The sequence below is a fragment of the Pseudomonas quasicaspiana genome (assembly GCF_021147825.1).
Classification (GTDB): Bacteria; Pseudomonadota; Gammaproteobacteria; order Pseudomonadales; family Pseudomonadaceae; genus Aquipseudomonas; species Aquipseudomonas quasicaspiana.
In genome coordinates, this window is the sequence record NZ_JAGTPI010000038.1 from 45,583 (window position 1) to 56,896 (window position 11,314).

Annotated in this window: 13 protein-coding genes; 7 read left to right on the top strand and 6 right to left on the bottom strand. The window is 55.9% G+C overall.

The window, feature by feature from the left end:
- Positions 1 to 162 precede the first annotated feature (162 nt).
- From KDX30_RS19960 to KDX30_RS19980, 5 genes are all read left to right on the top strand, one after another.
- The gene (locus KDX30_RS19960) at positions 163 to 351 is read left to right on the top strand and encodes a hypothetical protein (protein ID WP_027898867.1); all 189 of its coding nucleotides are present in this window, start codon (positions 163 to 165) and stop codon (positions 349 to 351) included.
- Between the two features lie 136 nt (positions 352 to 487).
- On the top strand, positions 488 to 781 hold the full coding sequence (locus KDX30_RS19965; protein WP_027898868.1) for a DUF6388 family protein: 294 nt from the start codon (positions 488 to 490) through the stop codon (positions 779 to 781).
- Positions 782 to 788: 7 nt separating this feature from the next.
- Positions 789 to 1,451: a class I SAM-dependent methyltransferase gene (locus tag KDX30_RS19970; protein WP_231677304.1), complete on the top strand. Its 663-nt coding sequence runs from the start codon at positions 789 to 791 to the stop codon at positions 1,449 to 1,451.
- A 110-nt stretch (positions 1,452 to 1,561) separates the two neighbouring features.
- Positions 1,562 to 2,254 (top strand): crotonase/enoyl-CoA hydratase family protein, encoded by a 693-nt coding sequence (locus KDX30_RS19975; RefSeq protein ID WP_122395614.1) that lies wholly within the window; start codon positions 1,562 to 1,564, stop codon positions 2,252 to 2,254.
- A 118-nt stretch (positions 2,255 to 2,372) separates the two neighbouring features.
- Positions 2,373 to 3,344: a magnesium and cobalt transport protein CorA gene (locus tag KDX30_RS19980; protein WP_099267286.1), complete on the top strand. Its 972-nt coding sequence runs from the start codon at positions 2,373 to 2,375 to the stop codon at positions 3,342 to 3,344.
- A 402-nt stretch (positions 3,345 to 3,746) separates the two neighbouring features.
- On the opposite strand, the gene KDX30_RS19985 is transcribed toward KDX30_RS19980, so the two are convergent.
- Complete coding sequence (locus tag KDX30_RS19985) at positions 3,747 to 4,466, bottom strand: amidotransferase (protein ID WP_231677305.1); 720 nt, start codon at positions 4,464 to 4,466, stop codon at positions 3,747 to 3,749.
- Positions 4,467 to 5,180: 714 nt separating this feature from the next.
- Here KDX30_RS19985 and KDX30_RS19990 point away from each other — a divergent pair.
- Together KDX30_RS19990 and KDX30_RS19995 are read left to right on the top strand one after the other, a co-directional pair.
- Positions 5,181 to 5,552 (top strand): rhodanese-like domain-containing protein, encoded by a 372-nt coding sequence (locus tag KDX30_RS19990; RefSeq protein WP_099267288.1) that lies wholly within the window; start codon positions 5,181 to 5,183, stop codon positions 5,550 to 5,552.
- 4 nt (positions 5,553 to 5,556) lie between these two features.
- Entirely contained in the window at positions 5,557 to 6,372 is an 816-nt protein-coding gene (locus KDX30_RS19995) for a cytochrome c (protein WP_231677306.1), read from the top strand.
- Between the two features lie 129 nt (positions 6,373 to 6,501).
- On the opposite strand, the gene KDX30_RS20000 is transcribed toward KDX30_RS19995, so the two are convergent.
- From KDX30_RS20000 to KDX30_RS20020, 5 genes are all read right to left on the bottom strand, one after another.
- Complete coding sequence (locus KDX30_RS20000) at positions 6,502 to 7,320, bottom strand: transglutaminase family protein (protein ID WP_027898875.1); 819 nt, start codon at positions 7,318 to 7,320, stop codon at positions 6,502 to 6,504.
- Positions 7,317 to 8,276: an alpha-E domain-containing protein gene (locus KDX30_RS20005; RefSeq protein WP_027898876.1), complete on the bottom strand. Its 960-nt coding sequence runs from the start codon at positions 8,274 to 8,276 to the stop codon at positions 7,317 to 7,319. Before KDX30_RS20005 ends, KDX30_RS20000 begins: the two co-directional genes overlap by 4 nt.
- Positions 8,277 to 8,288: 12 nt before the next feature.
- On the bottom strand, positions 8,289 to 9,698 hold the full coding sequence (locus tag KDX30_RS20010) for a circularly permuted type 2 ATP-grasp protein (RefSeq protein ID WP_231677307.1): 1,410 nt from the start codon (positions 9,696 to 9,698) through the stop codon (positions 8,289 to 8,291).
- A gap of 516 nt (positions 9,699 to 10,214) precedes the next feature.
- On the bottom strand, positions 10,215 to 10,556 hold the full coding sequence (locus KDX30_RS20015; RefSeq protein WP_027898878.1) for a ribonuclease E inhibitor RraB: 342 nt from the start codon (positions 10,554 to 10,556) through the stop codon (positions 10,215 to 10,217).
- A gap of 246 nt (positions 10,557 to 10,802) precedes the next feature.
- Positions 10,803 to 11,039, bottom strand: a complete 237-nt coding sequence (locus KDX30_RS20020) for a hypothetical protein (RefSeq protein WP_027898879.1) — start codon at positions 11,037 to 11,039, stop codon at positions 10,803 to 10,805.
- Between the last annotated feature and the right edge of the window lie 275 nt (positions 11,040 to 11,314).

Sequence of the window (11,314 nt, forward strand, 5' to 3'; positions counted from 1 at the left end):
AAAGGTTTTTTCAGATTTTTCATGCGGTTAAGCAAATCCCCCTCTGCGCGCATGGCGCCAGCTCATGATCACAGGGTTTCACCTCGTGCAGATACTGGCCGGGGTGATTTCCTGTGGAGCATTGCTTTATATTCGAATCCTGCAAGGCGGAGATCGAAAGCGATGGCACATTCACCCAGGTATCAAATCTCGGAATCCGTGCGCAATATTGAAACAGAGGTGGGCAAATTGCTGGATCTGGTTGTCATGCTCAAGGAGGCTGGTGACGAAGGATTGTCGGCAAACGTTGCGCTTCAGGCACACAAACTGTTGGAGGCTGCAGTGGCGCTGAGGATGGCGATGGCTGGCTGATAGCTGCTGCCCCATTCCACGTGACAGGCCCGGTGGCACTGGCAGCTCACCCCCCAATCACGCACAATCGCGTTCCCGTCTCTTTGGCGCGTTGTGCTGGAGATACTGACTTGGCTGCAAACCTGCGGAGAACCCGATGAATCTGCTCGAATGGAACGACGTTACTCAAGCTAAATACCTTGAGACCAATCCTCTTCTGCGCGATGAAATTCAGAGCCTGAGCGCCAAGGATCAACAAGATCAGATCAAGTGGGCCTTTGAAGATGAAGCGGAAGCACAAGGCATCGAACCCTGGGAGCTGGCAGCGCAATTGATCGCTGAAACGCCTGAGCAACTCAAGGCAATGCGCCTTGACACCCATCAGCAGGTGGCAGAGGCGCTGGGTATGGATTGGGCGGAATATTGCGAGCTGAACGACATTCAGGAGTAGCGCACTGATGAGTACATCCTCCGAAGCAGGGGCTGCCGTTTACTCGCCCCTGACGCTGAAGCTTTACGACGCCTGGGTACTGGGCATTTCCAACCAGTTCGCCTGGCACTGCCCTACCCGGCAAGTATTACAGCCATTCTTCGATCGTCATGTGGGCGCACGCCATCTGGATGTGGGTGTCGGCACCGGTTATTACCTGGCCAAAGCCCGCCTGCCGGACACCACTCACGTCACCTTGCTGGACTTGAACCCCAGCAGCCTTCAGGCCGCCAAAGACCGCTTCGGTCGCGCTGACACGCAAGTCCTGCAGCATGATGTGTTCAAACCGCTGGATGCCTCGCAGCATGGTCGCTACGACTCGATCTCTCTGTTCTATCTCCTGCATTGCCTGCCCGGCACCATGGCCGAAAAGGCCCAGGTGTTCGCCAGCCTCAAACCCTGCCTGAAAAACAATGGCGTGTTGTTCGGCGCCACCATCCTCGGAGATGCAGCTGACCACAATGGCTTTGGCCGCAAGCTGATGGACATCTACAACAAGAAAGGGATTTTCGGTAACCGCAGCGACACCGCGGCCGGGTTGCGCAGTGCGCTTGAACTGCACTTCGCTCAGGTAAGCATTGAAGTGGTAGGCAAAGTGGCATTGTTCAGCGCCCGATCAGCGATTCTATAAGCTGCCACTGACAGCAGACGTTCAAAGAAAAAATGACCCGGTAGTCATCGCTTTACCTGCCCCTTGCGGGTGGGTAACGTCTGCTCACGTCAATAACAAGGAACATTGTCATGAGTGATTTGATCTCTTACCAACTGGAAGACGGCATCGCCACGCTGACCCTGAGCAACGGCAAGGTCAACGCTATTTCCCCTGAGGTGGTAGCTGCTTTCAATAGCGCGCTCGATCAAGCCGTGAAAGATCGCGCGGTGGTGATCATCACCGGCCAGCCCGGCATTCTTTCCGGTGGTTACGACCTGAAAGTCATGACCTCAAGCGCTGAAGCCGCCATCAGTCTGGTCAAGGAAGGTTCGACACTAGCCCGACGCATGTTGGCCCACCCCTTCCCTATCGTCATCGCCTGCCCAGGTCATGCGGTCGCCAAAGGCGCGTTCCTGCTGCTGTCCGCTGACTATCGAATCGGTGTCGAGGGGCCGTTCAGCATTGGTTTGAATGAAGTGCAGATCGGCATGACCATGCACCACGTCGGCATCGAACTGGCCAGGGATCGCCTGCGCAAATCGGCTTTCCACCGTTCGGTCATCAACGGCGAAATGTTCGATCCCAAAGGTGCAATGGATGCAGGCTTCCTCGACAAGCTGGTCAGCGTCGAAGAGCTCACTGAAGCCGCACGCACAGCCGCGCTGCAACTGAAAAAGATCAACATGAACGCCCACAAGCACACCAAGCTGAAAGTGCGCAAAGCGCTGCTGGATACGCTGGATGCGGCCATTGAAGCCGATCAGCAGCATTCGTTGAGCTGACTTCAGGCGCCTGTCAAACCAGACGTTAGACAGCCCGCGAACTCGGCGGGCTTTGCCGACTCTTATTCGTGAGCCCGTTGCCGGGCATCCCCTGCCACTTTCAGGATGCAAAACCAAAATGGGTCGAGTCGTTGCCGCTGCGGTGTACAGTGCAGGCAAGAAAGTCACCGATATCAGTCTCGAAGAAGGCGCAGCCTGGGCCGCAAAACCCGGTCATTTTGTCTGGATCGGTCTGGAGCAACCGACTGCCACTGAGCTCTGCAGCCTCAAGGAGCAGTTCAAACTGCATGAACTGGCACTAGAGGACGCCCTTGAAGTACACAGCCGCCCCAAGCTGGAAACCTTCGGCGACGCGCTGTTTATCGTCACCTACGCGCCGGTCAGAGAGAACGGCAAACTGACGTTTGTTGAAACTCATATATTTGCCGGCAAGGGCTACATCATCACCTCGCGCAATGGTCACTCCAAGTCCTATGGACTGGTGCGCCAACGCTGTGAAGCGCGACCGTTGCTGCTGGAGCATGGCGAAGACTTTGTGCTCTATGCCCTGCTGGATTTCGTGACGGAAAATTATCAGCCAGTCACAGAGTCTATCCACTGCGAACTGGAAGAGCTGGAGCACAGCGTGCTGACCGGGGCGTTGAAAGAGAGCGATATCCAGCGCATCCATAGTCTGCGTCGCGACCTGTTGCGCCTGTGGCGTTACGTAGCGCCGATGGTGGAGGTCGGCGAAGAACTACAGAAACTCAGCTTTCCCTTCATCGACAAAAATATGCGACCGTACTTCCGCGATGTGGAAATTCACGTCAAGCGGCAAATGGAAGATTTGGGCAACCTGCGTGATATCGCCAGTCAGACCATCGAGATTGGCCTGCTGCTGGAGTCGTCACGACAGAGCATCGTGCAGCGCAAGTTTGCGGCCTACGCTGCGATCCTTGCCGTACCAACAGCCATCGCGGGCATTTACGGGATGAACTTCGAGAACATGCCGGAGCTGACCTGGCACTACGGCTATTACGTGGTGCTGGGCACGATTGCGACGGTGTGTGGCGGACTGTTCGCAAGCTTCAAGCGTTCAGGCTGGCTTTGAAGCCGCGCATATCCGTAGGGGCATCGCGCCAACCGGTGGAGCTGTGGAGCGCCCGCCTCGCGCAGCAAACACGAATACTGTAGGAGCTCCGGTGTCGATGGCACTGCGCCGTCTCGAGGCAAACATAGGACCTGTAGGAGCTGCCGAAGGCTGCGATCGCGATGTTTCAGGAGAAATGCTTCGCAGCCTTCGGCAGATCCTACAGAAAATGCATTTCAATCCAGTGGTTTGCATGTGGCTTGATGAGAGTGAGCTTGCTCGCGATTCGGTCTGTCATTCGGTGCATATATCGCCTGTGCTGACGCGATCGCGGGCAAGCGCGCTCCTACAAAATGCATTTCAATTCAGCGATATACATGTAGTTTGACAGGAGCGGCTTCAGCCGCGAGGGCGCAACACACTTTAAACCGCAGCTTTATGCTGCACGAACCGCATCATCCATTCGGCTACCGTCTGGCCGTGATGGTCATGCTCGAGGCTGGCGATACCGTTCTGGTAAACCTTCTCGCCCAGACAGGCCTGGCGAATATCCAGCAAGGTCCGGGAGTAATCGTGAATAAATTCCGGATGTCCCTGGAAGCACAACACCTGATCATTGATGTGGTACGCCGCAAACGGGCAGAACTCGCTCGAAGCAATGACCGTAGCGTTTTCCGGTAACGCGGTGACCTGATCCTGATGACTGATCAGCAGGGTCAGTTTGTCCATGGCCGGCGTCATCCATGGCGTGGCAGGTGCCAGCTCGTAGTGATGGATACCGACGCCCCAGCCTTTGCTCGCCCGCTCACTTTTACCCCCCAGCAGCAACGCCAGTAACTGGTGACCGAAGCAGATACCGAGCAGTTTGTCGCCGCGCTGATAAAGCTCCAGCAAATAGACTTTCAGGATTTGAATCCACGGATCAGTGCCAAACGAGTCAGCTTTGCTGCCGGTCACCAGATACGCGTCAAAGCGCTCGCCTTCCGGTGGGTATACGCCCTGCATCACGTTGTAGACCTCGAACTCGGCGGCAATGGGTTGCCGTGCGAAGAGCCGTTCGAACATCCGCCCATACCCCTGATATTGATCCACCAGCTCAGGGCGAAGGACGTCGGTTTCCAGAATGCAGATGCGTAGCGGCATAAAAAGTACCTGAAACGGTCAAGGCGATAGTGCGCGGCCCAAGCCTGCCTTGAACGGGTATGCCAAGGCAAGCGCCGGTTGCCGGGTCTGTGCATCATTACCTGAACCATCGCTGTACCGCGTGCATTTTTAGCAACCGGTATTTTGTAAGGTTGGTACAACAGTAATGACCGACGTAGGAATATTCCGACACCGACGAACGGTAGGTCGGCACTAATCAGGCTGAAAAAATGCCCGACCTGTCTAGCAAGGGAACATGCGCCCCGTTAACCGCAGTTCCTATAACTGGTTATTCGTATGAGTTGGCCATACATACGAAATGGTTCTAAACAACAACGACCTTGGACTCTAAGGTTAATTTTGTAGCAACAGTAGCGCGATAAAAACTATATGCGGCGCTCGGGTTGTCGGCGGATTTGCCGGACCGGTTGCTCAAAGAAACACCTTTGCCAGCTGCCCGAACATTATCAATACATTCGGTGAGCTTTTGTCGCTCAGGAATAACAAAAAAAGGCAGATAGCCATGTTTAAGCATTCGAAAGTACGTCAAGCCGGGCTTATCTTGTTCGCCACTACCCTGCTGTTGATCTTGCCAAATATGACTCGTCTATTCGGCTGACAGGCTTTGCAGCAGTAAACCCAGACGACTGCGCCCTACCGGGCGACGATTATCTGTGCCAGTCTTTGCTCATCTATGAAAGGAGGCATTTGGTGATGGGTAAATGGATAGCGCTTGGGCTCTTACTCTGCACCGGTAGCGCCGCCGCAGGTGATGTCGAACAAGCGGTTGCCGTAGCAGCGCTCAAGGAAGGGAAACTGGCCGTCGATGTGCGCAGCCAGACTGACTACGACGCGGGCACTGTACTCAACGCGGTACGCGTAGAGGAGCGACGTCTGGTCAATCAAATGAAGCAGGTGCTCAATGACCGCAACGTGGTGTTTGTGGTGTTCAGCAGCAGCAACGAAAAAGCCAGCAAAGCTCAGGACAAACTGAACAGGGCCGGTTATTACAGCGTTATCAATGGTGGCAACTATGAAGAGCTGCACAACGCTCTTTACGACACCAGCGACGACCCGGCGGAGTAATGGTTTGCGTTTTATTCTTTCCCTCGCAGCGCTGACACTCGTCCCGCAACTCTCCCTGCAAGCTGCACAGCTCAGAATCGAACGATCTCATGGAGTCGAAACCTGGGAGACCCGTCAGTTGCTCGTACACCCACAGATTCAGACCATCCAGATCAGCGAGGATGTCGCCTACAAACGTGACATGAGCTATCGCGCCATTCCTCTTGGAGCGCTGCTGGAGGGTGTTACAGCACAGGATCACCTGCAGGCGGTTGCGACCGACGGATTCGCCGCGGAAATACCCGCAGCACCGGTGATACAACCCAAAGGTTCGAAGGCATGGCTGGCCATTGAGGACCCGGCTCATCCCTGGCCAGCGCTGAGCAACGGTTCGCAAAGCGCTGGACCGTTCTATCTGGTGTGGACAGCCCCCTCGGCCGACAATATTGGCCGCGAAGAATGGCCGTATGCGATGAGCACCCTGCGAGTGCTGGCGTCCGTCAGCGAGCGCTTTCCCGCGTTGCTACCCGACCCGACACTGGCGGCTGAAGATCCGGTAAACAAAGGTTTCGCGCTTTTCCAGAAGAATTGCCTGGCCTGTCATCGCCTCAACGCTGCCGGGGATTCACAACTGGGCCCTGACCTGAACCTGCCGCACAGCCCAACCGAATACTTCAGCGCCGGGTACCTGCGCCAATACATTCGCAACCCGCAAAGCCTGCGCGAATGGCCGCAAGGCAAGATGCCTTCCATCCCGAAGGAAGTCTTGTCCGATACAGAACTGGATCAGGTGATTGCTTATCTGGAGCACATGGTGGCGCGGCGTAAGGCGGGAGAATAACGATAAGCGCGGTATGGGTCTAGCCCGCCTCGCGAACAAGTTCGCTCCTACCGGTTCAGCACCGTGTCAGGTAGGAGGCAACTTGTTGGCGAGGGGGCTTGCATCAATGGCTGATGCCGCCCCTCGCGATTACTGATGCTGGGCTTGCATCATGACCTTCGGTGCGCCAACCATCGGCGACACCAGTACCTTGGCGTGCATCTGTTCACTACCACCGCCGCGGCGCATACCGCGAACCGGGCAGGCATCGAGATAATCCAGACCTACCGCCAGTTTCAGGTGACGCTCCGGGATCGCCAGCTGGTTGGTCACGTCAAAGCTGTACCAGGCGTCGTCGATCCAGGCTTCAGCCCAGGCATGACTGGCAAGATGTTCGCTGTCTTCGCTGTACAAATAACCGGACACATACCGTGACGGAATCCCGAGGCTGCGTGTGCAGGCCAGAAACGCATGGGTGTGGTCCTGACAAACGCCTGTCCGGCCCGCAAAGGCCTGCGCTGCGCAAGTATCGACCTCGGTAGACCCCGGCGTGTAGGTAATGTACTGATTCAACGCGTGCATCAGATCAATCAATGCCGTGCGGTCCTTGCGCGTTTTGCACTGCTGACTGGCAAAGGCACGAATGGCTTCATCAGGCTCCGTCAGACGCGTGAAACGCAGGAACGGCAGCGGAGACTGACTTTCATGTTCGGCTTCACGCTTCTCGTCGATTTCAACCTGGCCGCGCGCGCCGATAATGATCGCCTCGTGGGGCTCATCCATGCTCAACACATGCAGGATGTTGCCAAACGGATCGATCTGCGCGCGCACCGGGCGCGGCAGGGTCAGTTGCCAGCTGAGCACTTGCTGGCGCTCGCTGTCGTGCGGTGTCAGACGTAAATACTGGATGCTTGCGCGGACCTGATCCTCATAGTGATAGGTGGTCTCGTGGCTAATTGAGAGTCTCATGCAGCCTCCAGGTAAGAAGTGTGAATAGCGTTACCCAATTGGGCCAGCAAAGGGATGAATTCGTTCAACCACTCGTGCAAGCCTTCCTCCAGTATTTCGTCGATCCCGGTGTAGCGCAGACGTGCATCCAGCTCAGCGGCCAGACGTTGCGCAGGTCGGCCATTGGCGCCCGGCAGGCTGGCAAGGATCTGATCCAGCTCTTCAAGACAGGCACTCAGCGAACGGGGTACGTCGGGGCGCAACAAAAGCAGCTCTGCAACATGCCTCGCGGCTGGCGCATCGCGATACAGCTCCGTGTAGGCTTCGAAGGACGACAATGCCCTCAGCAGCGCGCTCCACTGGTAATAACCATGAGCCGAGCTGTCGGCGTCCACATTGGTGTCAGTCCCACGCAGCTCGAGCATTTCATAGCGCGCATCGAGCATGCGCATGGTGTTGTCGGCGCGCTCGATGAATATGCCCAGCCGGATGAAACGGAATGCGTCATGACGCATGATCGTGCCATATGTGGCACCACGAAACAGGTGCGAACGCTCCTTGACCCACTCGCAGAAACGACTCATGCCATAACGGGTCAGGCCTTGTTCGGCGATGCCGCGAATCTCCAGCCAGGTGGAGTTGATGTTCTCCCACATGTCCGCGGTGATTCGGCCACGTACCGCATGAGCACTGGCACGTGCGGCGCCCAGACAGCTGTAAATACTGGCCGGGTTGCTCGCGTCCAGCGCGAAAAAATGCAACAGGCGTTCTGCGTGCAGCTCACCGTGACGCTCCAGATAATGATCCAGCGTGCCGGTGATCAGCAGTGGCATGGCCAGCTCATCGAGCCCGTCACCCCGCCCATCCTGAGGCATCAAAGACAGCGAGTAACTGACGTCAAGCATCCGCGCGAGGTTTTCCGCTCGCTCCAGATAACGCGACATCCAATACAAATCCGAGGCAGTTCTACTTAGCATTGGCAGGCATCCTTAATCCTCGACCACCCAGGTGTCTTTTGTTCCGCCACCTTGAGACGAGTTCACCACCAGCGAGCCTTCACGCAGCGCGACTCGGGTAAGCCCGCCGGGTACGACGCGGGTTTCACGACCAGAAAGGACAAACGGGCGCAAATCGATATGGCGCGGTGCGATGCCGTTCTCGACAAATGTCGGACAGGTCGACAGGCACAACGTCGGTTGCGCGATGTAAGCGTGTGGCTTGGCTTTGATGCGGGCGCGGAACGACTCGATTTCCGCCGCCGTCGAAGCTGGCCCCACCAGCATGCCGTAACCGCCCGACCCTTGAGTCTCTTTGACCACCAGTTCCGACAGATTGGCCAGCACATGGGACAGGTCAGCAGGCTTGCGGCATTGCCAGGTCGGCACATTCTGCAAGATCGGTTCTTCATCCAGATAGAAACGGATCATATCCGTGACATAGGGATAAACCGACTTATCGTCCGCGACACCTGTACCGATTGCGTTTGCCAACACCACATTTCCTGAGCGATAGGCCGACAGCAGGCCAGGCACACCCAGCATCGAATCAGGGTTGAACGCCAATGGATCAAGGAATGCGTCGTCTAGACGACGGTAGATAACATCCACCGCTTTCGGTCCATCTGTGGTGCGCATGAATACTCGATCATCACGCACGAACAGATCCGCCCCCTCGACCAGCTCAACACCCATTTCCCGTGCAAGGAACGCATGCTCGAAGAACGCACTGTTGAAGCGGCCCGGTGTGAGTACAACCACGCTCGGATTATCCAGCGGACTGGAGCTCTTCAGCGTGTCGAGGAGCAGATTCGGGTAGTGATCGATAGGCGCAATGCGCTGCGCGGCGAACAGCTCGGGGAACAGACGCATCATCATCTTGCGGTCTTCGAGCATATAACTCACGCCGCTCGGCGTGCGCAGGTTGTCTTCCAGCACGTAGTAAGTGCCGTCACCATCACGCACCAGGTCGACCCCGGAGATTTGCGAATAAAGGTCGCGGTGCAAATTCAGGCCCTGCATCGCCAACTGGTATTGCTCGTTGGCCAGCACCTGTTCGGCGGGGATAACCCCTGCCTTGATAATCCGCTGCTCGTGATAGAGGTCGGCAAGGAACATGTTCAGCGCCTTGACGCGCTGGATACAGCCTCGCTCAACCACCCGCCATTCACTGGCCGGAATGCTGCGTGGAATCGTGTCAAAAGGAATCAGGCGCTCGGTGCCCTGCTCATCACCATAGAGCGTGAACGTGATCCCGGCGCGATGAAACAATAGATCGGCTTCACGCCTGCGCTGAGCCAGGAGCTCAGGGGGCGTCTCACCCAACCAACGGGCAAATTCCCGGTAATGCGGGCGGACTATACCGCCAGCATCGTACATCTCATCATAAAAGGTGCGGATCATGCCGTACTCCTTGTCACCACGGACACCAAAGGCCTTCGCAAGGCCCGTGCCATCGGCATAAACGCTTAAATATCAACTGGTTATATAAACATCGAAAGCCCACCGCACCATTCCTGTGCAAGAAGCTTCCCAACCAGTTCTCCTACGCCTCATTCGGAAGCGTCATTCAACCGCAAAAGCTATGACCAGCATAGCCAGAGTTGATTTCACGAGACGATATCGTTTGTCGATAATCAGCGACATCCGAAACACACCGAATTTGTATGCCCCGTTTCAAGTCGCTGTCGAAAAAAACGAGCGTGATGCCAGTATCGACTTCCAGGCGGGCTGCCCTTACCGAACTTCCCTTTGAGCCACTCACTGAGTGGCTCTTTTTTTGTCTGCCATAAACTGAGCCCACACTGGTCACAGCCGACGAATACTCTGTTTTACGTTTAGAACATACAAACTAAAACCGGCCAATCCCCAGGCATGTACCTGGCAATTGACCGGTGATTCAACATGTCATAGCGCGTTTCATGCGTGTAGCCGCCTGATCTCCTGTCTGACTCCCCAGCCCTCGACCTCTCCGTCCAGCGGAGTGATCGCAGCCTGAAAATCCTGCTCGAAATCACCGATGCCATCATAAGTCGCGTGCATGACCTTGCTTAGCTGCAAGTGCCAGGCACCGTCATCTCGAACATTGATCTGAGTGTTAAGGGACTCGCCGCGATACTGATCTGCAGCCTGCCTTGCCCGTTCCTCGTCCGGGAAAATGGCGTAGAACTCGATGGGATGGATGCGTGCGAAATCGAAACCGCTTTCTTTCATGCGGCGCAGCACGTTGCTGCTGATGTCCTCTTGATAGGCTGTGCTCATGAAACGTCCTCCTATTCAACGATAGATAGAGTTTCAACATTCCCTGCGCGGCACTCACCGGTAGTACCACTACACAGCAGATACTCTGCTTCACGGGATCAAGCATGTAGCTGACAAGGCCGTGCCTGTTGCCAGACCGGCATCGACATGGAGAAAACGGGAGAAACGCTTCACCCGTCTCACTTGCAGAGTAACCCCATCATTGGTCTTCTGCCAATTCCCGGCGGGGGCATTTTTTCAATGGACTCAGAAAACCTCTTTGATCGAGATGATCTGCACAGCGTTGTGTTCTTTCAAAGACTTGGCCGTTGGCTCGGCTATACGGCCATCCAGGTCATTCATGTCCAGCTCGTCAGCAACCGGAACCAGGATGTGCCGAAGACGCTGGGCGGCCTTCTCATCGCTGGGAAGCTCCTCGGATTCCATCACATGGCTTTGTTGCACACCGTCTTTGTCGAGATACGAAATGTTCCACTGTTTCATCAAGGTCTCCTCGGCAGCCGACAATGCGGCTTACGTGATCTTGACCTTTTGACGCGGGCATTCGTTCACAGGATTTGAATCATTGCAGTGCTTGTTCGTCAGGCTAAAACGCACATTCCCGAGGAGAAGGCCCGGAGTTAATGGCACCACGCGGTCTCACGGTACACAGACCTGTACAGACTGTGTGAAAACGTAGCGAGCGACGGCAAGACAAGGCAAAAACAGCCGAAAAAGCGGAGTCTAGGTGTTCTAAATGAGCATTTTTCGGCTGTTTT

Excerpts from the sequence above, each read along its gene's own strand:
- KDX30_RS19965 (WP_027898868.1), top strand. The coding sequence starts at position 488 with ATGAATCTGCTCGAATGGAACGACGTTACTCAAGCTAAATACCTTGAG.
- KDX30_RS20015 (WP_027898878.1), bottom strand. The coding sequence starts at position 10,556 with ATGAGCACAGCCTATCAAGAGGACATCAGCAGCAACGTGCTGCGCCGC.
- KDX30_RS19970 (WP_231677304.1), top strand. The coding sequence starts at position 789 with ATGAGTACATCCTCCGAAGCAGGGGCTGCCGTTTACTCGCCCCTGACG.
- KDX30_RS20010 (WP_231677307.1), bottom strand. The coding sequence starts at position 9,698 with ATGATCCGCACCTTTTATGATGAGATGTACGATGCTGGCGGTATAGTC.
- KDX30_RS19990 (WP_099267288.1), top strand. The coding sequence starts at position 5,181 with ATGGGTAAATGGATAGCGCTTGGGCTCTTACTCTGCACCGGTAGCGCC.
- KDX30_RS19960 (WP_027898867.1), top strand. The coding sequence starts at position 163 with ATGGCACATTCACCCAGGTATCAAATCTCGGAATCCGTGCGCAATATT.
- KDX30_RS20020 (WP_027898879.1), bottom strand. The coding sequence starts at position 11,039 with ATGAAACAGTGGAACATTTCGTATCTCGACAAAGACGGTGTGCAACAA.
- KDX30_RS20000 (WP_027898875.1), bottom strand. The coding sequence starts at position 7,320 with ATGAGACTCTCAATTAGCCACGAGACCACCTATCACTATGAGGATCAG.
- KDX30_RS20005 (WP_027898876.1), bottom strand. The coding sequence starts at position 8,276 with ATGCTAAGTAGAACTGCCTCGGATTTGTATTGGATGTCGCGTTATCTG.
- KDX30_RS19975 (WP_122395614.1), top strand. The coding sequence starts at position 1,562 with ATGAGTGATTTGATCTCTTACCAACTGGAAGACGGCATCGCCACGCTG.
- KDX30_RS19980 (WP_099267286.1), top strand. The coding sequence starts at position 2,373 with ATGGGTCGAGTCGTTGCCGCTGCGGTGTACAGTGCAGGCAAGAAAGTC.
- KDX30_RS19985 (WP_231677305.1), bottom strand. The coding sequence starts at position 4,466 with ATGCCGCTACGCATCTGCATTCTGGAAACCGACGTCCTTCGCCCTGAG.